Annotated in this window: 20 protein-coding genes; 14 read left to right on the forward strand and 6 right to left on the reverse strand. The window is 42.4% G+C overall.

From position 1 onward, the window contains the following. Positions 1-5: 5 nt before the first annotated feature. Together AAA942_RS16905 and AAA942_RS16910 are read right to left on the reverse strand one after the other, a co-directional pair. Positions 6-2,420 carry a penicillin acylase family protein gene (locus AAA942_RS16905; RefSeq protein ID WP_338221478.1) on the reverse strand — a complete coding sequence of 805 codons (2,415 nt, stop codon included), beginning with the start codon at positions 2,418-2,420 and terminating at the stop codon, positions 6-8. Positions 2,421-2,545: 125 nt separating this feature from the next. Beyond that, positions 2,546-3,112 carry a DUF2911 domain-containing protein gene (locus AAA942_RS16910; RefSeq protein ID WP_338221479.1) on the reverse strand — a complete coding sequence of 189 codons (567 nt, stop codon included), beginning with the start codon at positions 3,110-3,112 and terminating at the stop codon, positions 2,546-2,548. 260 nt (positions 3,113-3,372) lie between these two features. On the opposite strand from AAA942_RS16910, the gene AAA942_RS16915 reads away from it, so the two are divergent. Beyond that, entirely contained in the window at positions 3,373-4,416 is a 1,044-nt protein-coding gene (locus AAA942_RS16915; protein ID WP_338221480.1) for an endonuclease/exonuclease/phosphatase family protein, read from the forward strand. Here AAA942_RS16915 and AAA942_RS16920 read toward each other — a convergent pair. Then, entirely contained in the window at positions 4,381-6,669 is a 2,289-nt protein-coding gene (locus AAA942_RS16920) for an efflux RND transporter permease subunit (protein ID WP_338221481.1), read from the reverse strand. The two genes, AAA942_RS16915 and AAA942_RS16920, sit on opposite strands and share 36 nt — an antisense overlap. A 124-nt stretch (positions 6,670-6,793) precedes the next feature. Here AAA942_RS16920 and AAA942_RS16925 point away from each other — a divergent pair, with 124 nt between their 5' ends. Together AAA942_RS16925 and AAA942_RS16930 are read left to right on the forward strand one after the other, a co-directional pair. Then, positions 6,794-7,588, forward strand: a complete 795-nt coding sequence (locus AAA942_RS16925; protein WP_338221482.1) for a thymidylate synthase — start codon at positions 6,794-6,796, stop codon at positions 7,586-7,588. An 87-nt stretch (positions 7,589-7,675) separates the two neighbouring features. Beyond that, on the forward strand, positions 7,676-8,059 hold the full coding sequence (locus AAA942_RS16930) for a nuclear transport factor 2 family protein (protein ID WP_338221483.1): 384 nt from the start codon (positions 7,676-7,678) through the stop codon (positions 8,057-8,059). A 37-nt stretch (positions 8,060-8,096) separates the two neighbouring features. On the opposite strand, the gene AAA942_RS16935 is transcribed toward AAA942_RS16930, so the two are convergent. The 3 genes from AAA942_RS16935 to AAA942_RS16945 all read right to left on the reverse strand — a co-directional run bounded on the left by AAA942_RS16935 (position 8,097) and on the right by AAA942_RS16945 (position 13,514). Continuing rightward, positions 8,097-10,907, reverse strand: coding sequence for a S9 family peptidase (locus AAA942_RS16935; RefSeq protein ID WP_338221484.1), 2,811 nt, complete (start codon positions 10,905-10,907; stop codon positions 8,097-8,099). A 9-nt stretch (positions 10,908-10,916) separates the two neighbouring features. Next, the gene (locus AAA942_RS16940) at positions 10,917-12,839 is read right to left on the reverse strand and encodes a M14 family metallopeptidase (protein WP_338221485.1); all 1,923 of its coding nucleotides are present in this window, start codon (positions 12,837-12,839) and stop codon (positions 10,917-10,919) included. 147 nt (positions 12,840-12,986) lie between these two features. Then, on the reverse strand, positions 12,987-13,514 hold the full coding sequence (locus tag AAA942_RS16945; RefSeq protein WP_338221486.1) for a hypothetical protein: 528 nt from the start codon (positions 13,512-13,514) through the stop codon (positions 12,987-12,989). A 372-nt stretch (positions 13,515-13,886) separates the two neighbouring features. Between AAA942_RS16945 and AAA942_RS16950 the strand changes: the two genes are divergently transcribed. The 11 genes from AAA942_RS16950 to AAA942_RS17000 all read left to right on the forward strand — a co-directional run bounded on the left by AAA942_RS16950 (position 13,887) and on the right by AAA942_RS17000 (position 22,920). Beyond that, positions 13,887-14,360 carry an Lrp/AsnC ligand binding domain-containing protein gene (locus tag AAA942_RS16950; RefSeq protein ID WP_338221487.1) on the forward strand — a complete coding sequence of 158 codons (474 nt, stop codon included), beginning with the start codon at positions 13,887-13,889 and terminating at the stop codon, positions 14,358-14,360. A 241-nt stretch (positions 14,361-14,601) separates the two neighbouring features. Beyond that, complete coding sequence (gene sufB, locus AAA942_RS16955) at positions 14,602-16,047, forward strand: Fe-S cluster assembly protein SufB (RefSeq protein WP_338221488.1); 1,446 nt, start codon at positions 14,602-14,604, stop codon at positions 16,045-16,047. Positions 16,048-16,082: 35 nt separating this feature from the next. Continuing rightward, positions 16,083-16,472, forward strand: a complete 390-nt coding sequence (locus AAA942_RS16960) for a four helix bundle protein (RefSeq protein ID WP_338221489.1) — start codon at positions 16,083-16,085, stop codon at positions 16,470-16,472. A 48-nt stretch (positions 16,473-16,520) separates the two neighbouring features. Beyond that, positions 16,521-17,285, forward strand: a complete 765-nt coding sequence (gene sufC / locus AAA942_RS16965) for a Fe-S cluster assembly ATPase SufC (RefSeq protein WP_338221490.1) — start codon at positions 16,521-16,523, stop codon at positions 17,283-17,285. A gap of 18 nt (positions 17,286-17,303) precedes the next feature. Next, positions 17,304-18,572 (forward strand): Fe-S cluster assembly protein SufD, encoded by a 1,269-nt coding sequence (gene sufD, locus AAA942_RS16970; protein ID WP_338221491.1) that lies wholly within the window; start codon positions 17,304-17,306, stop codon positions 18,570-18,572. Between the two features lie 4 nt (positions 18,573-18,576). Next, entirely contained in the window at positions 18,577-19,800 is a 1,224-nt protein-coding gene (locus AAA942_RS16975) for a cysteine desulfurase (RefSeq protein WP_338221492.1), read from the forward strand. Beyond that, positions 19,797-20,225: a SufE family protein gene (locus tag AAA942_RS16980; RefSeq protein WP_338221493.1), complete on the forward strand. Its 429-nt coding sequence runs from the start codon at positions 19,797-19,799 to the stop codon at positions 20,223-20,225. Before AAA942_RS16975 ends, AAA942_RS16980 begins: the two co-directional genes overlap by 4 nt. 1 nt (position 20,226) lies before the next feature. Next, on the forward strand, positions 20,227-20,568 hold the full coding sequence (locus tag AAA942_RS16985) for an iron-sulfur cluster assembly protein (protein ID WP_338221494.1): 342 nt from the start codon (positions 20,227-20,229) through the stop codon (positions 20,566-20,568). 24 nt (positions 20,569-20,592) lie between these two features. Next, positions 20,593-21,015 carry a BrxA/BrxB family bacilliredoxin gene (locus tag AAA942_RS16990; RefSeq protein ID WP_338221495.1) on the forward strand — a complete coding sequence of 141 codons (423 nt, stop codon included), beginning with the start codon at positions 20,593-20,595 and terminating at the stop codon, positions 21,013-21,015. 250 nt (positions 21,016-21,265) lie between these two features. Next, positions 21,266-22,552: a citrate synthase gene (locus AAA942_RS16995; RefSeq protein ID WP_338221496.1), complete on the forward strand. Its 1,287-nt coding sequence runs from the start codon at positions 21,266-21,268 to the stop codon at positions 22,550-22,552. A 107-nt stretch (positions 22,553-22,659) separates the two neighbouring features. Continuing rightward, positions 22,660-22,920, forward strand: a complete 261-nt coding sequence (locus AAA942_RS17000; RefSeq protein WP_338221497.1) for an acyl-CoA-binding protein — start codon at positions 22,660-22,662, stop codon at positions 22,918-22,920. Positions 22,921-23,049 lie beyond the last annotated feature (129 nt).

Below are 23,049 nucleotides of genomic sequence, written 5' to 3' on the forward strand. Positions count from 1 at the left end.
TTACTTTACTTTAGAGTGGTTTCGAATAGCACGCCATCCTTTTGATCTTTGGTGCGAAGATTAAAATTCAAATATTCCCCATTTGCCCATCTGGAAATAAAGTTGGAATAATACTTACTTCCAGGATTGCCGGATTGCCCACCCGGATAAATCCCAAAGGCGGTAATCTCCTCTCCCAGCTCCACAACCATTCTCCAACTTGCTCCATGTCGGCTGCCAGTAGCATTTAAAATCCCACTTCCTCCACCTGTATAAACATTGGAAACAGAAAAAGACTTGAAATTCGGAACTAAATGCTGAATGGTCGTTCGCTTGTAATTAGCCCAGGAATAATCTCCCTCTTCCATTTCCCATTTTTTCATTGCTACCAGTAGAGTGTCAAAGCCCGCTTTGACATGGTAGGCTGCTGTTTCTATCGCCGGTGTAGAGGAAACATCAAAAACCGTATCGGTAGGGCTTAAGGTCATCAACTCGATCGTTTGATAGGAATTAGGCCTCACCACAGGAGCAGGCTGACTGACCAAATCTCTCCAGATACTTTCCATGGTTTCGGAAGACCAGATGGCATAAAGCGAAGGGGCCTTTTGATTAGGGTCTGCATAAAAATCCCAGGATTTGAGTTCAGAAAGGTACTTTTGAGCTTCCTGATTATCGGTTTGATAGTCACCCAAAAGTTGAATCATTACCGGGAGGGCTTCCGCAGCCTGGAGGTGGTAATCATCAAACTGCAACGCCTTCATATCTTCAACCGTAATTCCTTCCAATTCCCGAAGTCTTCTGTTCAGCCTTCGGTTTCGATAATGCTCATAAGAATTATCAAAAACATAGTAAGGATAGGATGGATCGACTGGGTGCTGATTGGCAGAAGAGACAAATCCACGCTCCGGATTTAAAGTATTTGGATTCTGGTCAAATGGAATATATCCTTGCCATTCCATGCTAGGGTCAGCACCATCCATAAAAAACTTCCCCTGGCCTTCCCATTTTAGGGGAAATTTTCCCTGAATCCGCATGGCAATATCCCCTGTGCGAGAAGCGAAAACAAAATTCTGTGCCGGTGCGGTATAATGGTCTAGAGCGGCATTGTAGTCTGCATGGTCTTTGGCCTTATTCATCATGATAAAGGTCCTCTGCTCATTGGAACCTTCATGCACGGTCCACTTCAATGCAAAATTGACATCTTGCCGATCGGATCGGAAATTATTATCATACACCACCGGACCATAATGGGTATATTCGACCGTATCCAAGAATACCTCCTCACCTTTTACCTTAATTTCCTCGATCCTAAAATCAGCCTGCCTCCATTCGTTTCCATATTTGTAGGCTTTTCTGGATTCATCCTGAAAAGTGATTTTATACCAATCCCTTGCATCTTTGGTGGCGTTAGTTACGCCCCATGCTATGTTTTGATTGAAACCTGAGATGACTCCCAGAGCGCCTGGAAGAGTAGCCCCTTTTACGGAATGATCCGGCGTGGTTAGCTGCATGCTATACCATAGGGAAGGAAGATTCAGACTGAGATGAGGATCATTTGCGAGGATGGGATTGCCATTTTTGGTTTTTTTGCCCGCTACAGCCCAGTTGTTGGAGCCTGTACCTTCAGTCGGCTGAGGAAGTGGAGTCATCACCAAAGCCTGATCCGGATATCCGGTGGAATCAGGCTTATTGATAGCTATCGGCGAAAAATCCCACACTCGTTCCGCTTCGATTACGGGATCGTTTTCTTTTGGGAATTCCGGAAAAAGCTTAGATAGACCAGCTTCTCCGAGGATGGCCCTGAGATTGGTATATTCCAGATCTCGATCTCCTACGAGCATATCTGACATGTACTTGAGGAGCAAAATGGATTTATACGGGGTCCAAGGCTCTGGTCGATAATCCAAAATTTTATATTCAACAGGAAGCCGTGCTGGGCTTAAACTTTCGATGTATTGATTGACCCCATCAGAATACGCTTCTATAAGCTCATAGATTTCTGGGTCATTCTCCTGCAGGTATTTTAACCCTAGATCCGCCCCAAAAGCCAAGCCTTTTCGGCGGGTCATTCTATCCAATTCCAAAGCAACTGGCCCAACTATTTCGGAAATTCTACCGGCTGCTGCTCGGGTTTGAAATTCCATCTGCCAAAGCCGATGCTGTGCGGTGACATACCCCTGTGCCCGGAAGAGATCGGACTCATTTTCAGCGAAAATGTGAGGAATCAGGTTTTCATCATATACAACCTTAACCGGAGCAGATAAATTCTCCAACTCCAATTCCTCTTCAGCAAGGGCATCTTCACTTAGAGTATTTTGCCAAAAGCCATGATTAGGATCCAGCAAGGGCGCTAATGGCGGTATTGGACCTAAGGGGACAGACACAGCAACAGCCAAAGCCACTGCAATAGCCAATACAAAGAAGAAGGAGAAATATTTCATAAATCTTTGAATTTGAATTGATAAGCCCGGAGAAAATCTAATTCAGGGTGATAAGGAAACCGAAACTAAGAAATTTAAAGGAATCCAAATAAAAATCCCCGGACTCGGCCGGGGATTTTTTTCATTTATTGGATGATAATGGGCAGTTTTAACTTTTCCCAGCGGAGTACTAGACCCGGGGATTCGATATCGATAGAAAGTCTCTCGGAGCTTGATTCCTCCCAAACAGGACTCACCTCCACTCTCAAAACATCGTTTTTTTCATCATATTGAAAATGACCGTGTTCCAAATCCCAATCCGAATTGAGAATTACAGTCCACTTGCCGGACTCCTTGGGAATGGTAAACAGGGAATATTTACCTGCGGGGACTGCCTTTCCCTCAACGGTCATTGGCTCTGCAAAATCAAGATAGGTGGCCTCATTTGCTCCAGTTCTCCAAACCACATTGTAGGGAACCAAATCTCCCCAGATTGTTCTGCCTTTTACTGCAGGAGAGCCATAATGCACCTTTACGGCTTTGTTTCCGATCGTTCCGTCTTTGACCTCAGTAGGGCTTGGTCTTTGATCTTCACCAGAAGTCTCAGCGGAAGTACTTTCCACAGTCTCTTCGACAGATTCTGTCTTTTGAGGCTGGCAACTGATCAAATTTACAGCAATAAGGGCTGATGCTGCTAAAATCAATTTTTTCATAGGGGTATAAATAGTTTAATAAGTACTTATGACCAGATCCTGCCAACATAGATGTAATTGCTTTTTCAGTCTGGATTTGTTCTACTTTTGAATTATCTTGTCATAGTACGAAAAGTCTGCCAAATAGATTCAGGATAATTAACTACTATGCTTCTCCTTATCCTCCCAAATTTGGTTAAAGAAAAATAAAACTCAGTGAAAAATACTTTTTTTGGGCCTAAAATTGTTTACTGTTTTTAATCACTCACGTTAAGTCTTTCATGAAGTATATTCTTTGGGTCATTTTTATCCTTTCCTTGTTACTTTATTCCAGCGTTTATGTTTCCCCTGCCTATTTTCCATATGCGGGTCTACTGCCTTTTCTGATTCCATTTTTCTTGATTATCAATCTGTTTTTGGCAGTAATTCTTATCCTTTCAGGAAAAAAAATGGCCTTTATTCCGATCCTTGCTTTAGGGATTGGTTATCGCTTCTTTCTGATTACGCTTCAGTTAAATCCCGGAGAAGAAAGTACTCCGGGACTCCGAGTTCTTACTTATAATGTACACCTGTTCGACTACAAAAGGAGACTGACGGGAGAGTTTGATCCCAATGTCTACACTTGGCTGGCCGAACACCCTGCTGATATTAAAGTATTTCAAGAATTTTATCAAGACAACACCACACCGAGTAGAGATGCTCTGAAAATCATTGGGAGAAACGGTGAATTTTATCAGAGCTATCATCCGGTAGACGGCAACAAAAACAGAAGATCTATGGGAATGGCTATTTTTTCCAAATATCCCATTGTCAATGATGGAGTTGTGTTTGACACCAGGCATACCAATGGAGCAATATTCGCAGATATTCAGGTAGGAAGAGACACGATCCGGATTTACAGTACCCACCTTGAATCTATGGCAATTCAGGCCGAATCCTTGGACAATTACGAACAAGCCAAGCAGGTATACCGCCAAACTCTGGGTAAACTTCACCGCGGAAGCCTGGCTAGGGCAGAACAGCTGGACCTCCTCTATGAACACCTTTCAAACAGTCCCCATCCAGTGATTCTCTTGGGTGACTTGAATGAAATCCCTTATTCTTTTGCTTACTTCAAACTCAGCCAGCTTCTGAAAAATGCCTTTGAAGTTGCTGGTAGAGGTTTTGGATTTACATACAACCGAGTTCTTTTCTTCTTGAGAATTGACCACATTTTTGCATCGGAAAAGCTGAGTCCGGTTTTTTTCAAGACCCACCGCGAAGTCGATTATTCAGACCACTACCCTGTATCAGCGACTTTCACCTGGGAGGGAATAGAGCTTTGATTGCTTTTTTGAGAGTTTGGACTCCCAGACTTTTTTCAGAGGAAAAAGAAGCACGGGAAGCAAAAACATATCCCCTAACCAAGCAAAAACCAAAGAAAAGCTGATCAATAATCCTGTGAAATGGGTCACTCCAAACCTGCTGAAAATCAGTAAAGCAAAGCCAGAAACCAAAATCAATGTGGTTAGGAAAATTGCCCGACCCGCTTCCATAAAAGTTCTTTTGATCGCATAAAGCATACTTTTCCCCTTTTCCAATTCCAGCTTAAGCTTGGTCATGAAATGGATCGTATCATCTACTGCAATACCAAAGGCTACAGTAAATAAAATAGCCGTGGTCAACTTAAAATCAATACCCAAAAGATACATCATGCCCAGCATCCATATCAAAGGAATCGTATTGGGAATCAAAAGAATAAAAGAAATACGCCAAGACCTAAATAAAACCCCTCCGATCACGCCAACAATGAGAAAAGCAACTCCCAGACCTTTTGCCATCTGCCAGGTGACGGAAGCATGTCCCCGGTCAATCAGATAGCCTGTTCCTGTCCATCTCACTCTCACTAGTTTGGAGTCGATTTTTTGTCTTACAAAATCTAGAATTTCAGCCCGCTTTTTTCCCATTTCCCAACTGCCCAAGTCAGCAGTTCTAGAGCTGATTCTTCCTCTTTTTTCATCTTCAGAAAGAACCTGCCTCCCTCCCCACGAGTCCAACTGACTGAAATAGCGGGACATTCGCTGGAACTGCCCCCGAGATGGAAATCGAAAAGCAGAAGGGGAGCCCTGATTTTGGGCCTGATTAAGCGTCTTCACCAAGCTTACCGGAGACACAAACTGACTTCCGGGAAATACTTCTCCCAGCTTTTCTTCAAGCCTGTTTATTTCCAACAAAACCTCGTAATCCAATAGAGACTCTGCACCATCCCCAACCTCAATTGACAATTCCAAAGGATTGGACCCGCCAAATTGCTGATCGAAGAAGGTGAAATCTTGCTGAATAGGGTGGTCAAGGGGTAGATTATCCAATAAAAATCCATTGACTCGCAGCTGAGAACCAGCAATTAGTGCTGCGGCTGTTAAAAGAAAGAAGCTCCAAAAGATGGTTTTCCTAGATTTCAATACTCCAAGAAAAAGCTTAGGAAACCATCCAAAGCCCGTATCCCAAATTTTACTTTGCTTTTTGTCCACAGGAAACAAGAAGATCAACCCGGGAGTGAAAATCAGAATAACAAAAAAGAGGACAATAATCCCCAAACCAGTCCACAGTCCAAAATCCCGCAAAGCTGGAATAGACGTGAAATAAAGCGACAAAAATCCAAGTGAAGTAGTCAGCACAGTCAGTGCCACAGCTGGAGTCAGTTCTCGGAAGGTCTCCTCGATTGCCTTGTCTTTGGACATTGATTTTAGCTTTTTCTCCAATAATGAAAAATAGTGGACCAAAGCACTCATCCCTACGATAAGGAAGAGGGTCGGCTGCATGACAGACATAATATCGAGGGCTTTACCTGATTTGAGGATAAGAGAAAAGGCCCACAAAATCCCCAGACAAAGAACCAAAACGGGGATTAGCACTCCCCACCAAGATCGGAAAACAAGGAGCAAAAGAAGAATTATCAATACCACTGAAGCCCCCAAAAACAAACCAAATTCCCTCTGCATCAAGTTGACAAAATCACCTTGGGTTTGGATTTTACCCGCTACAGCCACAGGGTTTAGAGCATTCTCGTGAATAATTTTCTTGATGTTAGAATAAAGAGTATCCCCTTCTTCTTTGGATATGTCCTCTTGGTTTTGAACCAAAAAGAGAATACTATTTCCGTCTTCAGAAATCAAAGTAGAGCGAAATTGATCAATGAGATCCGAAGAGGCTTGAACCCCATTTGGAGATTCCCAATCCAGAACTTTTTTGGTCCGGATGCCAAAAGGGCTGATGACAGGGACTTTCAAGTCCAAAATCGAAAGTAGGGTGTCTACCCTTTCGAGATCTTGAATTTGCTTCTGTGCAGAGTAGGCTCTTCCCAGAAAAGATGAATCCAACCAAGTCTCCTGACCATTGGCGAAGGCGAGCAGCAGGTAATCGTTATCCCCTCCAAATAAGGACTTGTGCATGCGGTAATACTCCAAGTCCGGGTCATCCTGGGGGAAAAATTGCTCAAAATCGTAATCAAACCTAGGCTCTGCGCTGAAAATGAGCAGAAAAGCAGTGATCAAAAGACCGAAGGTCAATGAAGTAAATGCTCCTTTCTTTTTAAACATGGAGTGCCTTTTATCACCGGGAGAAAGTGGAAATATACCTTCTTTTAGAAAACCAATAGAGATAGGAATGTTTTAATTTTATTGAATTACTATCTTGCCACTTCAAGATTTTCCAAGACCGATTATGCAGCAGTATCACGATTTGATGAAGAAAATTCTCCAGGATGGAGTAAAAAAGACCGACCGAACAGGCACAGGCACCTTGAGTATTTTTGGCCATCAGATGCGGTTTGATTTATCCGAAGGATTTCCTTTGGTGACGACCAAAAAGCTACACCTTCGATCCATCATTATTGAGCTGCTTTGGTTTTTGAAAGGAGATAGCAATATCACCTGGCTAAAAGAAAACGGGGTATCCATCTGGGATGAATGGGCCGATGAAAACGGGGATTTGGGTCCGGTCTATGGCTATCAATGGAGACATTGGCCGGATGGAAAAGGCGGGGAAATCGATCAGATCAAAAACCTGATCCAGCAAATCAAAACCAAGCCGGATAGCCGTAGACATCTCGTAAGTGCATGGAATGTAGCTGACGTGGACCACATGGCTTTGCCTCCCTGCCATACCATGTTCCAGTTTTATGTAGCTGAGGGCAAGCTCTCCTGCCAGCTTTACCAGCGCAGCGCGGATGTATTTTTGGGAGTTCCATTCAATATTGCTTCCTACGCACTGTTTACGATGATGATCGCCCAGGTATGCGATTTGGAGCCGGGTGAATTCATCCACACGTTTGGGGATGCTCATTTGTATCTGAACCACCTCGAACAGACTGAGTTACAACTTAGTCGGGATATCCGGCCTCTGCCAAAGATGAAAATCAACCCTGAGGTAAAAGATATCTTTGGATTTAAGTTTGAGGATTTTGAATTATTGGATTATCATCCTCACCCACATATCAAGGCTCCGGTCGCTGTCTGATGAGACAGATTAAGAAGGACTAAAGTTTGAAATTGGGCTGAGAAGAGATTTTCAGCCCTTCTTTTTTTATACCTAAACAGATTAACGATGAAAACCGAGGAAAGAGAAAAACTGATTCAGGCCTATCTGGAGGCCTACAACGCCAAGAATGTGAAAGGAATGATGGATACCTTGGAAGACGAGGTGGTTTTTGAAAATTTTTCATCCGGTGAAAAAACTCATTCTCTTTATGGAAAGAAGGCTTTCCAAGCTCAAGCAAATGATGCCTTGGCCTATTTTTCGAGCAGAAAGCAGACGATAAAGTCAATAATCCACAAGAAAGAAAAGACGGAAATAGAAATCGACTATTGGGCCATTGCAGCAATGGATTTTCCAAATGGAATCCAAAAAGGACAGGAGATCAAATTAGTCGGAAAATCTGTTTTTGAGTTTGGGCAAAAAGGCATCACAAAAATTATGGACATAAGCTAAAACGCCCCGGATATCTACATCCGAGGCGCTTTTCTTATCAATCTGCTAATTCGTATTTCAGTGTTCTTCCCTTTTCCACGGCTGGAAGTCCTTCGGTCATCCAAAGTGGCGCAGGAGCCCCCTTGAGGTAATGATCAAAGAATTGACTGAGGCGGATGGAAAGGTCTTTTGCATTTTTTCGCTGAGTCAGGTTGTGATCCTCACCGTTGTATTGAAGTAGCCAGGCAGGCTTATTCAATCGCTTCATGGCCATGAACATTTCTATTCCCTGATACCACGGTACGGCACCGTCTTCGTCATTGTGCATGATCAAAACGGGAGTTTGCACTCGATCCATCATGAATAGAGGGGAGTTTTCCAGATAATACATCGGCTTCTCCCATAGGGTACCTCCGATTCGGGACTGAGTTTGCTCGTATTGGAACATTCGACTCATCCCTGTACCCCAGCGAATCCCTCCGTAGGCTGAGGTCATGTTGACTACGGGTGCACCGGCTCCGGCAGCCTTAAACATATTCGTCTGGGTGATCAGGTAAGCCACTTGGTAGCCTCCCCAGCTTTGTCCCTGAATGGCCATGTTTTCTGTATCCACGCCACCTTTGGCGATCACGGTCTGCACGCCCGGTATGATACAATTGAAAGCACTTGGTCCTGGTAGCCCCAATTCGTATTTGATATCGGGTACAAAGACCAAATAATCATTGCTGACGAAAAACGGAATATTGATCGTGGAGCGGCTTGGTGCTGGAGCACGGTAATTGTGCAGTCCGTCACTATTTCTCTCATAGAAATACACCATCATCGGGTATTTCTTTGAGCGGTCAAAGCCCTCCGGCTTGAACAGGAGACCCTGGAGAGGCGTGCCATCGTTAGCCAAATAGTCCACCAATTCCACAGAACCCCACTTTACTCCGGCCTGCTGGGGATTAAGGTTGGAAACCTTGTTCAGATTTTTGAAAGAAAGATCAGTCAGGTATAAATCAGGATTTTCCTGGTAGGTAGAGCGACGAACCATCACCTGATTGGATTCTTTTGCCTTAGTCAAGCCATAGTATCGATGAGGTGTCATCAGCAGGGATTTTGGCGCAGATTTCCCATCATAAGTCGTGGTATAAAACCCATTATCCTTGGTCTTCTCATGAAAAGCAGAAAGGATCAAAGTCTCTTTGGAATCAATAAACTGCTCATCCGATTTCAACACCTCTCTTCTAAAAGTGATCAGATTGCTTCTACCCTGTCCCTGTGTGAGATTTACTGCTGCAGCAGGGTTTTTGGGGTCAATCTTCCAAATATCATATCGGTCATTGATCAGGATGGCGGCATCTTCTTCCAGCCAGCCTTCTGAACCGTAATTACCAGGCAAAGAAGGAGAGTCATGCAATTCTTCATAAAAAGGCACTGGAATGGAAGATGTCAAGTTGATCTTGGCTTTGGAAGCCATATCAAATGCCACCCAAGCACTATCTCTCCCGTCATACCAGTAGACGTATTTACCTGCTGGGGAAATTCTTGGAAAGCCAGAAGCATTCTTCTCAATCAGGGTTTGGGTTCCTGTTTTGAAGTCTACCCAGTACAAATCCCTTCCGATCTGGATATCCCAGCTGTAATTTCTTCGATAAGGAGAGTCTGTCCAGGCCAAAGCAAAGTCTTTATTGATTTTGCTTTCCAAAATCAAATTATCCACCTCTGGAGTGGCCAATTGGGTGATTTGGCTATTCTGAATATCCAACACAGCTGTGTAGGTTTTCTTCTGCTCATTGGATTTATTCTTCAGCTGCATGGGTTGGATCTCCTCGTCCTGCCAGCCCCAGATATCAAGACTTACGCGCTCTTCATCCAGAATGGTGGTGTCACTTTCATAGGCGTAATCTTTGTAATCTTCTGCAACACCAAAAAAGAGTCTGGATTCATCCTCAGAAAATCGGACACTTCCATCGGGGCTGATTCGGCCGTTAGGCAACTTTACAGCAGACTTATCCACCTCAATCCCAAGTTCTTTTTTCTTCACGTCGTATATATATAAGGTGTGAAGCGGCTTTTTAGCTTTTAGTGAATCATCGGTAGCAATGAAAGAAAGATATCCAGACTGAGGAGAAAAGACCAGATTGCTGTAAGTGGTCATCTTTTCGTGGATTAGATTGGTTTGCCCGGAAGACAAGTCAAGGAGGTAAACAGCGGCATTATCTTCCTTTTCCTCCTCAGCAAGAGTGTATTGAAGAAAATCTCCATTTGGTGCAAAACCAAAAGATTTCACTCTTTCAAATTCCCATGATTTTGTACCATCCAGAGACCTTACGACCAGTTTGGTCCCGTCTGTCTTCTTTGGTTTTTCCTCCTTTGCTGTAGAATCAGCTTCTTCTTTTTTCTTAACTTCTTCTTTTTCAAACTGAATAGCTATCCAACTGCCTTTTTCAGTTGGAATAGAATAGGATTTCACTCTAGCCAGCTTTTCGATCTGTCCGGAAGCTAGATTCATGATGAACAAACTGTCTTTAGGCAAATCGTCCCCTTTCTTTTTCTGCAATTTTAGGACCCTCACGCTATCCTTTTGGGGTAATATTTTACCCACCGCAAAGGCATCGTCAGGTGTAAAACTGAACCCGGAAGCCCGATGAATGACTGTTTTTTTTGCAGGAGACGAGGTAGAGAAAATCTCCAGTCTGCCATCCCCTTCCTGTGGAGAAATCTGATAGCCTGCAAACTTTCCATTTTTGGTGATCTTATCGGAAGACAAACTCTCCCATCCATCGTAGTCAGAATGGTTGAGTGATCTTTTTTGCTGGGCAAATCCGCTTTGCCAAAACAAAAAGAAGATCAAATAAATACTCAATCTTGGTTTTGTAATCATGGTAATCCTTTATTGATTTAGGTTAAATTCTTTTTCAAAATATCCTCCTCGGGTGGAAGAAAGTTGAATTTTGCCTTTCACCGATTCATTTCCTTGGACTTTCACCCGGAAACTTGCTGACTTTTTCTCGCCCACTCCGGTGTAGCCGGCATAAATAGTTTTATCGTATAGCTCTGGACTGATGATTTGGACCTTTGCCTCCTCATAACCTTTGGTCAGCTCCTTATCAAAATTCAAAGACACCCGATCTTCCTTCACAATTTTGACCAATTTGGCTTGCTCAAGGGCTACCGGTAGTTTTCCGGAGTTGGTCCATTCTAAGGTAATTTCAAATTCACCGGGAGCAACTTTCTGCACCCTCATGTCAGTAATGTTTAGTTGGGGCAGTCGCTTGGCCATGGCAAGATTAAATAAGGCCTGCTTTTTGGCCCAGTCTTCCAATTGCCATGGAGGGCCATTTTGCCCAAAAAACTTAGGATGGAACCCTCCAATTTCTACTTCTCCCAAATCCGGATGATTAAATGGAGTCCAAACTTTAAATCCTTTACTTCCATTTGCTTCATCATCCCATATCAACCCGTCATAGTCGTCATAGATGCCGTCACCATCATAATCCTTCATGGCGCCATTGTTCCAAAGCTCATCCCCATACCAAATGCTTCCATAATAGAAATAGCCAAAATCAGGTCCATGACCGAAAAGTGGCTCAGGCTTCAGTGGGTCGCCTGTCATGGAATTGACTTTATATCGAGTGGCATAGGTTTCATACACATCGCCAGCCCAAGGATAGGCAGTATAGGAAAGTCCTAACTCATCCATTTCCTTGTAAATAGCCAAATCTTCAGGATACATCCGCTCTTCACTTTTGGAAGTTGACGGAGGTCTGAGATGCATGGGGACCCGGGTATCCATAGAATTTACCACCGATATGTTTGGATGGCTAAGCACCCAAAGGGCTGTGGAGCGTGTTTCTACCTCACTCAAAGGGTATTCACCAGCCCCAAACTGCGTATAGCCTCTTCCGGTCAAGTCTCCCCCGGTATTTGGACGCCAGTTTTCGGGATAGTTTCTGTGCAAATCAAGACCTCCTACCCCATCTTCATTGAAGCTACCGTCTCCATCGTTATCGATTCCTTCAGTGTATACCAAATATTCGCCTTTCCCAGGGAATGTCCTTTTCATGAGCCTTCCTTTAGGATCTCTGGGGTCAATGATAAAGTTGGCTTTTTCCATTTCTTCGGGAGTTATCGCCTTTTTTCTCATCTGGTAAATAATCCCATCTCCATCCAAATCCTCTTCAGGGTCTTCGTCAACAAGCCCATCCCGATCTGTATCATTTGGTTTGACAGTACTTCGATTTCTCTGTTCGGTGAAAAGGTACATATTGGACCCGTCAGGATTATTTTGAGGCCTTAGATAAATGGCTTTGGTGTCGATCAGTTGCGTGATTTCTGGATCTTTCCCATAATTTTCAATAAGGTGTTGGGTTAGCCATAGAATGGATTCACTGGAAGTAATCTCTCCCGAATGTCTCCCCCCTTCAAAATAGGCGGCAGGCTTGTCGGTATCTTTTCCCGTCTTTTTGTTGGTCAATGTCATCTGATAAATAGGCCTTCCTTCAAAGGAGTGTTCAATGACATACAAATCCACAATATCCGGATACTCCGATGCCCATTTCTCATACCAGTGATACATTACATCTACTGTATGATACTTGTCAAAGGTCAGCTTATCGCCAGGCGTATATTCCACTTCAGGAAATACCTGCTTTTTGAAAAAGGAGGGACCATGGCGCTCCCCTGAAACAGTGTAATACTTGGATTTTTCATTTTTCTCAGGAAAAGGTTTTTCATTTTGAAAGGACCTTACCTGACTAAAGGCAACTCCATTGAGTAGGAGAAGTGTGGCGGTGATAGGTAGAATTAGTCTCATGCTGAATCTAGATGTTCAGCTAAAAATAAGCGTCTTGAATGAAGTGAAGCCAACCGCTCAAAAAAAAGAACGCTGACTAAAAAGTAAAAGACCACCATCCTTTCCTTAAGTCTGGGAAATTTTGGAGGCCCATTAATTAAAAAAGAATCATTTATTGATTGTTAATTCAAAAAGCGCAGGGGCATATTCCTGATAGCCGGGAACAGGCTTGCAGTCAGGCATTTTTCGAATCATATGATCCAGTCTTTCTTTTAGGCCTTTATCTACCTCACTCAGCACTTCGAAGCCGGAAATTCTCCCGCGCGCATCCACTTGAAGCATCACTTTTACCTCCTCCAAGCTTTGAGACTTCTTTGTTCTGAAAAGGAAAGGAGAATAACTATCTATCATATCCAGCGTGTACTCAGGCCAAGCCCAGTGGGAATTTAGATTTTTTGCCATACTCTCCTCGACAGTTGTGAGATCGCTGTAACTCACATCTTCTTTAGAGGAAGGTGTCTCTGTGAAAGAATTTAGCTCTACTCTTTTGATTTCCAAATGATTGTACTTAACAGGAAGCGGATTCACAGCTAAATACTCAACCGTCTGCTGAGCAATCGCAGCTTGGTTTTCAAAGGGGAGGGTGAAAAGTATCAGGAAAAACGGGAAGAAAATAGATCGAAGATTTGATTTCATGATTGGGAGAGTCAGAGGTCAAAAATACAGAAAATAAATTTTTAAATGCAAAAAAATGTATTTCAAAAAATTTACAGCCAATAAAAAAGTCTTGCCAACAGCAAGACCCTTTTCAGAATATAAACCCAAATATAACTTTAGAGATAAAAGTTTTCTTTTTAAAGATGATTTCTTCTGAAGATTGATTGTTTTCGATTCATTTTAAAATAAGAATTGAAAAAAACCAAATTTTTGACTGAAGTAAACCAACAAGTCCAAAGTAAAGGGTTTTTCAATTTAATTACAAATTGAAAAATAAATTTTGCAATATTTTGAACAATCTCTAATTTACAGCGAGATTCATTAAAAATCATCTAAATCCTCCCTCAGAAAATGGATAAAATTTTAGATATCGACAACATCGACCTAAAGATTATTTCTCTTCTTAATGAAGATGCAAAGACACCTTACACAGAAATTGCCAAAAAAGTCTTTGTCTCCTCGGGTACCGTTCACGTACGGATGAAAAAATTGGAGGATATGGGTGTGGTCAAAAGCGCAACGCTGAACATAGATTTTTCAAAGCTAGGCTATGACATTTCTGCGTTTTTGGGTATCTACCTACAGCGAAGTTCTCTATATGATAATGTTATTGAAAATCTGCAAGAGATTCCTGAGGTGGTTCGTGCCTACTACACCACAGGCAATTACTCCATTTTTGCAAAAATAATCTGCAGAGACACCAATCACCTGAGGTTGGTCCTGGATAGCATTCAGAAGGTCGATGGAATTGACCGTACAGAGACTCTTATCGTGCTTGAGGAAAGTATCAATAGACCCATTCAGTTTTTTAGCAAGGAGAAGTAATACTATTTAGATTAAATCCAGATAAATAAAATTGTAAAACTGAACAAGGAATGGTAGAATTACCCTTCCTTATTTTTTTAATTTTCTTTCATAAAAAAACCTTATTTTGAAAAGAATGAGGGCTTTTTGGAAATAAAAACTCTATATCCGATAGATTTTTATGATGACAGTGAACAATATTTTTTGCCGAGATGTTGTACCTTCGCAATCAAAATGTAATTAGTCTAAATAACTCAGCAGCATGAGCAAAGACAATCAGATTTTAGAAGAACTCACCTCCAAAGAATATGAACATGGCTGGTCGGTCAATTTTGAAGCCGATGAAGCCCCTGCAGGACTCAATGAAGATATCATTCGATGGATCTCTGCAAAAAAAGAAGAACCTGAATGGCTTTTGGAATGGAGATTAAAGGCATTTAAGACCTGGCAGTCCATGAAAGAGCCCGAATGGGCCAATGTTCATTATCCTAAGGTAGATTTTCAGGCACTCAAATATTACTCTGCCCCTAAGCAAACCAAAAAGCCCAAATCACTGGATGAAATAGACCCGGAGCTTTTGGCTATTTATGAGCGATTGGGCATTTCTCTGAATGAGCAAAAAAGGCTTCAGGGTATTGCAGTTGATGCGGTATTAGACTCTGTTTCCGTAGCTACCACTTTCAAAGGTACCTTAGCGAAGTTGGGCATTGTTTTTTGTTCTTTCAGCGAGGCGGTAAAAGAACACCCGGAACTCGTGAAAAAGTATCTGGGCTCAGTAGTTCCGATGACGGATAATTACTATGCGGCTTTGAACTCCGCTGTGTTCTCCGATGGATCCTTCTGCTACATCCCAAAAGGTGTAAGATGTCCAATGGAGCTTTCCACCTATTTTCGAATCAATGCTGCCAATACCGGACAGTTTGAAAGAACCTTGATCGTTGCGGAAGACGAGTCCTACGTTTCCTATTTGGAAGGTTGTACTGCCCCACAGCGGGATGAAAACCAACTTCACGCAGCAGTAGTAGAAATCTACGCCGGCGCTCATGCTGAGGTAAAATATTCTACCGTTCAAAACTGGTTCCCAGGAGATAAAGAAGGCAAAGGAGGAATTTACAACTTCGTAACAAAGCGAGGTATCTGCGCAGGAGATCATTCCAAAATCTCCTGGACTCAAGTAGAAACCGGTTCTGCCGTGACTTGGAAATATCCTTCTTGTATCCTGAAAGGGGATTATTCCATCGGGGAGTTTTACTCTGTAGCTGTTACGAACAATTATCAGCAGGCCGATACAGGAACCAAAATGATTCACATTGGTAAAAACACCAAGTCAAGAATCGTCTCCAAAGGTATTTCTGCAGGTAAATCACAAAACTCTTACCGTGGACAAGTCCAGGTAATGAAGCGTGCAGATAATGCCCGAAATTTCTCTCAATGCGATTCTTTGCTCATGGGTGACCAATGCGGCGCTCACACTTTCCCATACATTGATATAAACAACTCTTCTGCTCAGGTAGAGCATGAAGCCACCACCTCCAAAATCGGAGAGGATCAGATCTTCTATTGCAATCAGCGAGGAATCGCAACCGAAGATGCAGTAGCTCTGATCGTCAATGGGTATGCAAAAGAAGTTTTGAATCAACTGCCAATGGAGTTTGCAGTAGAAGCTCAGAAGCTCCTAGCATTGACTCTGGAAGGCTCAGTGGGATAAAATTATTTGAGATTTGAGATTAGAAATTTGAAAGAATGGGAACCTTTAGCCGATTCGAAGATTTAGAAATCTGGAAAAAGGCAAGATTGTTCTCAAAAGAAATTTTCGAATTAACCTTGATAGAAAATTTTGAAAAAGATTTCAGTCTCAAAAATCAAATAAATGCCTCCTCCGGGTCTATCGCAGACAATATAGCCGAGGGATTCGAAAGAGAGGGGAACAAAGAGTTTATCAATTTTCTAAGTATAGCCAAAGGATCTGCAGGAGAGACAAGATCTCAACTTTACAGAGCTTTTGACAGAGGGTATATTCAAGAACCTAAGCTTGAGGAAATGATTTCAAAAAGTTTGGAGATTTCTAAATCTCTGTCTGGATTCATCAAATATCTTAAAGAAAGTGAAATCAAAGGAAACAAGTTTAAATAGTAAAATGGTGCTTCCTGATCTCAAATTTCAAATGTCAAATATCTAATTATGCTAAGTATAAAAAATCTACATGCCTCTGTAGAAGGCACTCCTATTCTCCGAGGAATCAACTTGGAAGTTAAAGCTGGTGAGGTTCATGCCATTATGGGACCCAATGGATCAGGAAAATCCACTTTAGCCTCTGTATTGGCAGGAAGAGAGGAATATGAGGTCACTGAGGGAGAAGTAATTTTCCAGGGTAAAGAATTGCTGGAAATGGCTCCTGAGGATCGTGCTCGCGAAGGGGTGTTTTTGGCATTCCAATATCCGGTGGAAATACCTGGGGTTTCCTCAACTAATTTTCTTAGAACTGCCCTGAATCAAGTGCGAGAATATCGTGGACAGGAACCATTGGATGCGGTGAAATTCCTGACCTTGATGAAGGAGAAGATGAAACTGGTGGAAATCGACCAAAAATTACTTAGCCGTTCCCTAAATGAAGGATTTTCCGGTGGGGAAAAGAAAAGAAATGAGATTTTCCAGATGGCCATGCTAGAGCCTACTCTTTCTATTTTGGATGAGACGGATTCAGGTTTGGATATTGATGCCTTGAGAATCGTCTCCAACGGAGTCAATAAACTGAAGTCGGATAAGACAGCCACTATCGTGGTGACGCATTATCAGAGACTATTGGATTATATCGTCCCAGATTTTGTGCATGTACTTTACAAAGGACGAATCGTAAAATCCGGAACCAAAGAGCTTGCCCTCGAGCTGGAAGAAAAAGGGTACGACTGGATCAAAGAAGAAGTAGATTCCGCTACTGCGGTCTAAACCCAAAAAACTACCATCATGAGTACCTTGACAAAACAAGATACATTTCAATCGCTTTTGGATTCAGCTTCCTCCTCTTTTGCCTCTATCAGAACTCAGGCAAAAGAAACTTACCTGACTCAGGGACTACCTGCTTTGAAGGAAGAGGAATATAAGTTTACTTCCATCGCGAAGAAGCTGGAAAGCAAAATCCAGGGGTTTAAATATGCTCTTCCATTTGCAGTTTCCAAAGAAGACATTCAATCCGCCTTATTTGAAGGATTTAATGGGGACGTTTTGGTTTTCACCAATGGAAAATACCTGCCTGAACTCTCTACTTCCCCCGAAGGAATTACAATTTCCTCCCTTTCTGAAGTAAGAAATACTCCTTTGGGAAGTATTGCTAAACCGGAAAAAGATCCATTCTCCGCTCTGAATCTTGCCTCTTTTTCTGACGGAATCTTCGTAAGTGTTCCAAAAAAGCAAAAAATAGAAAAACCAATTCTTTTGCTATCGTTCAATCAAGCCAATTCAGGGCAGGTGATTCAGCCTAGAGTATGGATTGAGGTGGGAGATTTCTCAGAGGTTACATTTATCGATCATAGCATCAGTACAAGTGAGGATTCTTATTTTGTGAATAAGGTAGTTGAAATCAAAGGAGGGCTTAACTCCCATGTGAACTACTATCGTTTGCAAAATGAAAGCAAAAACGCAATCGAAGTCAGCAATATCCACACAGACATTTTTCAGGATTCCAGATTTACCTCTGTAAACCTTTCCCTTTCTGGAGATATGGTCAGAAACAATCTGACTTTGAATCTTTTGGGAAGCAACTCAGAAGGAAATATGTATGGCGTCTATCTGCTAAATGGGAAAACCCATGTGGATAATCACACCAACGTAGATCATACCATTCCTCATGCAGAGTCCAATGAGCTTTACAAAGGGATCCTTGCAGACCAAAGCCGGGGAGTATTCAATGGAAAAATCTTCGTAAGGCAAGATGCTCAAAAGACAAATGCCTTTCAGCAAAATAACAACATCCTGCTTTCAGAAGACGCTATTGTCAATACCAAGCCGCAATTGGAGATTTGGGCCGATGATGTCAAATGCTCTCACGGATGTACCGTAGGACAGCTTGACGAAGAGGCACTTTTCTACCTCAAAGCCAGAGGTATCGACAAAAATACCGCCACAGGTTTGCTTTTATATGCTTTCGCGGGAGAGGTTTTAGAAAAAATTGAAGAAGAAAGCTTCCGTTCCTATGCCATTTCCCTGATTCAGGAGAGGCTGGGAAGCAAATTCTAATTTCATGAGCCTAAATATTGCATCAATCAGGGGTTTGTTTCCTGTGCTTCATCAAGAAGTGCATGGCAAACCCTTGATTTATTTTGACAATGCGGCAACTACCCAAAAGCCGCAGTCAGTTTTGGATTCCCTGACCAACTATTACGAGCACGACAATTCGAATATCCACCGCGGAGCCCATGCTTTGGCAGATCGGGCTACTAGGTATTATGAAAATACCCGCGAGACAGTCCAGAAATTCATCAATGCAAAGGAATCTGCCGAAATAATTTTCACCAAGGGAACTACAGAAAGTATCAATTTGGTGGCCCTGACTTTTGGGAGAAAATTTATTGGTAAAGGAGATGAAATCCTCATTTCCACACTTGAGCATCACTCGAATATCGTGCCTTGGCAAATGCTTTGCGAGGAAAAAGGGGCAGTTTTGAAGGTAATTCCGATTACCGATTCCGGTGAAGTGATTTGGGAGGAGATTGAAAAGCTTCTTTCCCCAAAAACCAAACTGGTAAGCATCGTTCATGCTTCCAATGCTTTGGGCACAATTAACCCGGTCAAAAAAATAGTCGAAGCTGCTCATGCAGTCGGCGCAAAAGTCCTTCTGGACGGGGCTCAGTCCACTTCTCATTTGGATGTAAATGTCCAAGAACTGGACTGTGACTTTTTGGCTTTCTCAGCTCATAAATTGTACGGACCGACCGGGCTGGGAATTTTGTATGGAAAACGAGAAGTTTTGGAAGCAATGCCACCTTTTTTAGGAGGAGGAGAAATGATCAAAGAGGTCAGTTTCGAAAAAACGACCTACAATGATATTCCTTTCAAATTCGAAGCAGGAACCCCAAACATTGCGGATGTCATTGCATTCAAAACCTCCTTGGATTTTATCCAAAGCCTGAAAAAATCCCGAATCAAGACCCATGAAGATGAACTTTTGGCATATGCCAACGAACTGATGCTACCGATCAAAGGTTTTATCCCTGTTGGAACGGCCGAGGAGAAAGTCTCCGTATTATCTTTCAATATCAAGGGTATGCATCCTTTTGATGTTGGGCAAATGCTAGATGCAAGGGGAATTGCTGTCCGGACTGGGCATCACTGTACTCAGCCTTTGATGAAACGACTGGGATTGGAGGGAACTGTTCGGGCTTCTTTTGCAGTTTACAATACCAAATCGGAGATAGAATCTCTGGCAGAAGGTGTAGAACGAATCGCGAGACTGAAAAACAAATGAGCATTCAAGAAATTCAAGACGAAATCGTATCCGAATTTGAGGTATTGGGCGATGATCGGGAATCGACCATCTTCTACATCATGGAATTAGGAGGATCGCTTGATTCTTTTCCCGAATCCGAAAAAAAAGAAGACAATATCATCAAAGGCTGTCAATCCAAAGTATGGCTGATAGCAGATGAAGTCGATGGCAAGGTTCACTACCAGGCAGACTCGAATACTGATATTACCAAAGGTCTGATTTCTCTCTTGATTCGAGTACTTGATAAGCAGAAGCCTGAGGCGATTATTGCAGCCAATCTGGACTTTATCGATCGGATCGGAATGGGAAATATCATCGGCAGCCAAAGATCCAATGGATTGGCTGCAATGATCAAACAAATGAAATTGTACGCTTTGGCCTTTCAATCCAAGCAAAATGCCTGATATGGAATCAACTAATCCAGCTGAAAGCACTACCCAAGTCGAAAATCTTCGGGACAAAGTAGTCCAGGCGATTAAGCAGGTCTATGATCCTGAAATACCAGTGGACGTATATGAGCTTGGACTCATCTACGAAATCACCGTGTATCCGGTGAACAATGTCTACCTTCAAATGACCCTTACCTCTCCGAATTGTCCCTCTGCTGAATACATTCCTACAGAAGTAAAAGATAAAATACAGCAAATCCAGGGAATCAATAATGTCGAGGTCGAGGTGACTTTTGACCCCCCCTACTCTCAAGACATGATGTCTGAGGCCGCCAAACTTGAATTAGGATTTCTTTAATCGATTATATAAAAAGCAAAACATATGTACCCTGAAGAACTCATTGCCCCCATGCGAGCAGAACTATCCAATGTCGGATTCCAGGAATTCAGAACTGCCGAACAAGTAGCCGAACACTTGGGTCCCAATCATAAAGGCACCACCTTCGTAGTGGTCAATTCAGTATGTGGCTGTGCTGCCGGTGCAGCAAGACCGGGCGTGCGATATGCACTTGAAAATGCCTCAAAAAAACCAAGCAACCTGGCTACCGTATTTGCAGGTAACGATCGAGAAGCTGTTGCCAAAGTAAGAGAATTGGTATTGCCTTATCCTCCTTCTTCACCAGCTATGGCTCTTTTTAAGGATGGAGAATTGGTTCACTTCATTGAAAGACACCATATCGAAGGAAGAAATGCAAAAATGATTGGAGATCATTTGGTAGAGGTGTTTGAGCACTTCTGCGAATAAAAAAATAGCCCTTATGGGCTTTTTTTTTGCTTTAAAAGGAACCTTATGGAATCAATAAGGAGTAGCTATGAAAATGACTGGAATCAATTACTTCATTTCCAAACGCTTAACCCATTTCCAGTTTCCATCGTAATCCTTTGCATAATTATCCTTCTTCTCAAGGAATAAAATCCATAAAAAATCATCGGTTTTATTAACTTAAGGCCGATTTTAAAGTTTTACGCTTAATAAAAATCCAAACTAACGAGATATGTCTGAATCCGCCAAGTTGTCCTACAACGGACAAGATTTTGAGTTTCCGGTAACCATCGGCACTGAAAACGAACCTGCTATTGATATTGCCAAACTTCGTAGTGCCACGGGTCTGATTACCCTCGACCCGGGATACAAAAACACAGGTTCCACCACTAGTGCCATTACTTTTTTGGACGGAGAGCAGGGAATCCTCCGCTATAGAGGATATAGAATTGAAGACTTGGCTGAAAAATCCAGCTTTATTGAAGTCGCGTACCTATTGATCTACGGTGAACTTCCCACGCAGAAGCAATTTGAAAGCTTCACCAAAGAAATCACCTACCATACCTTGGTCCATGAGGATATCAAAAAGATTCTGGATGGTTTCCCTTCCAATGCCCACCCAATGGGCGTCCTTTCCTCCTTGATATGCTCTCTTTCCGCCTTCTATCCTGATTCTCTTAATCCAAACAGAAGTCAAGATGAGGTCAATCTCAGCATCATACGATTGATTGCAAAGATGCCGACTTTTGCCGCTTGGGCTTACAAAAACAAAATGGGACATCCGGTCAACTATCCGGACAATTCATTGGACTACTGCTCCAACTTCCTAAAAATGATGTTTGCCCTTCCTGCTGAAAAGTACGAAGTAGATCCTGTGGTAGCCAAAGCCTTGGATTCCCTTTTGATTCTTCATGCCGACCATGAGCAAAACTGCTCAACATCGACTGTGAGAATTGTAGGTTCTTCCCAAGCTTCCATCTACGCCTCCATCTCAGCGGGCATCAATGCACTTTGGGGACCACTTCATGGAGGAGCTAACCAGTCAGTCATCGAAATGCTCGAAGCCATCAAGGCTGACGGCGGAGATGCTAAAAAGTACTTGGACAAAGCCAAAGACAAAAATGATCCTTTCCGATTGATGGGATTTGGTCACAGAGTTTATAAAAACTTTGATCCGCGTGCCAAAATCATCAAGAAAGCGGCAGACGATGTATTGGAAAAATTGGGAGTCAATGATCCTATTCTAGACATTGCCAAAGAACTGGAAATGGCAGCTTTGAGTGATCCATATTTCGTAGAGAGAAAACTCTATCCAAATGTGGACTTCTACTCAGGAATCATCTATCGTGCCCTGGGTATCCCTACCGATATGTTTACGGTAATGTTTGCTCTGGGACGTCTCCCGGGATGGATTGCTCAGTGGAAAGAAATGAGAGAAAACGGAGAGCCAATCGGTCGTCCGAGACAAGTCTACACTGGAGCTACAGAAAGAGACTATGTCAGTCTGAACAAACGATAAAATCAAGTAAAAAAGCCGGCTTAAGCCGGCTTTTTTTTGTTCATACCCTTTTCTTATTTCAAGAATGGTAGCAAATTTGGAAACTCAAAATCCACTTCTCAGTTTTCATGAAACCAACTACACTCGATGAGGCCATGGCCCTCACACAAAAATTCACTACCCGACCCACCAATGAGGAGCTCCTTAAACTCTACGGGCTATACAAACAGGCCACTGAAGGAGACAACGAAGGCGAAAGACCGGGAGGATTTGATTTTAAGGCAGCAGCAAAATATATGTCTTGGCTGAATTATAAAGGAAAATCTAAGGAAGAAGCAAAAGAAGCTTATCTAGAGCTAGTGGAAGAATTGTCAAAAAAATACATGTAACTAAAATGGAGAGCGATGCTCTCCATTTTCATTTAATTGAACTATTTTTTCTATGGCAATTCTTTTCTACATCATGAGCATATAATTAAAAAGTCATATTGGCGGGGAACAAAGGTTTTTGGTTATTAA

Origin of the sequence: Algoriphagus sp. oki45 (assembly GCF_036245605.1) — a bacterium.
GTDB lineage: Bacteria > Bacteroidota > Bacteroidia > Cytophagales > Cyclobacteriaceae > Algoriphagus.

What these genes read in the sequence shown, in the direction of transcription:
- AAA942_RS16905 (WP_338221478.1), bottom strand. Translation starts at nt 2,420, where the DNA reads ATGAAATATTTCTCCTTCTTCTTTGTATTGGCTATTGCAGTGGCTTTG.
- AAA942_RS16910 (WP_338221479.1), bottom strand. Translation starts at nt 3,112, where the DNA reads ATGAAAAAATTGATTTTAGCAGCATCAGCCCTTATTGCTGTAAATTTG.
- AAA942_RS16915 (WP_338221480.1), top strand. Translation starts at nt 3,373, where the DNA reads ATGAAGTATATTCTTTGGGTCATTTTTATCCTTTCCTTGTTACTTTAT.
- AAA942_RS16920 (WP_338221481.1), bottom strand. Translation starts at nt 6,669, where the DNA reads ATGTTTAAAAAGAAAGGAGCATTTACTTCATTGACCTTCGGTCTTTTG.
- AAA942_RS16925 (WP_338221482.1), top strand. Translation starts at nt 6,794, where the DNA reads ATGCAGCAGTATCACGATTTGATGAAGAAAATTCTCCAGGATGGAGTA.
- AAA942_RS16930 (WP_338221483.1), top strand. Translation starts at nt 7,676, where the DNA reads ATGAAAACCGAGGAAAGAGAAAAACTGATTCAGGCCTATCTGGAGGCC.
- AAA942_RS16935 (WP_338221484.1), bottom strand. Translation starts at nt 10,907, where the DNA reads ATGATTACAAAACCAAGATTGAGTATTTATTTGATCTTCTTTTTGTTT.
- AAA942_RS16940 (WP_338221485.1), bottom strand. Translation starts at nt 12,839, where the DNA reads ATGAGACTAATTCTACCTATCACCGCCACACTTCTCCTACTCAATGGA.
- AAA942_RS16945 (WP_338221486.1), bottom strand. Translation starts at nt 13,514, where the DNA reads ATGAAATCAAATCTTCGATCTATTTTCTTCCCGTTTTTCCTGATACTT.
- AAA942_RS16950 (WP_338221487.1), top strand. Translation starts at nt 13,887, where the DNA reads ATGGATAAAATTTTAGATATCGACAACATCGACCTAAAGATTATTTCT.
- sufB (WP_338221488.1), top strand. Translation starts at nt 14,602, where the DNA reads ATGAGCAAAGACAATCAGATTTTAGAAGAACTCACCTCCAAAGAATAT.
- AAA942_RS16960 (WP_338221489.1), top strand. Translation starts at nt 16,083, where the DNA reads ATGGGAACCTTTAGCCGATTCGAAGATTTAGAAATCTGGAAAAAGGCA.
- sufC (WP_338221490.1), top strand. Translation starts at nt 16,521, where the DNA reads ATGCTAAGTATAAAAAATCTACATGCCTCTGTAGAAGGCACTCCTATT.
- sufD (WP_338221491.1), top strand. Translation starts at nt 17,304, where the DNA reads ATGAGTACCTTGACAAAACAAGATACATTTCAATCGCTTTTGGATTCA.
- AAA942_RS16975 (WP_338221492.1), top strand. Translation starts at nt 18,577, where the DNA reads ATGAGCCTAAATATTGCATCAATCAGGGGTTTGTTTCCTGTGCTTCAT.
- AAA942_RS16980 (WP_338221493.1), top strand. Translation starts at nt 19,797, where the DNA reads ATGAGCATTCAAGAAATTCAAGACGAAATCGTATCCGAATTTGAGGTA.
- AAA942_RS16985 (WP_338221494.1), top strand. Translation starts at nt 20,227, where the DNA reads ATGGAATCAACTAATCCAGCTGAAAGCACTACCCAAGTCGAAAATCTT.
- AAA942_RS16990 (WP_338221495.1), top strand. Translation starts at nt 20,593, where the DNA reads ATGTACCCTGAAGAACTCATTGCCCCCATGCGAGCAGAACTATCCAAT.
- AAA942_RS16995 (WP_338221496.1), top strand. Translation starts at nt 21,266, where the DNA reads ATGTCTGAATCCGCCAAGTTGTCCTACAACGGACAAGATTTTGAGTTT.
- AAA942_RS17000 (WP_338221497.1), top strand. Translation starts at nt 22,660, where the DNA reads ATGAAACCAACTACACTCGATGAGGCCATGGCCCTCACACAAAAATTC.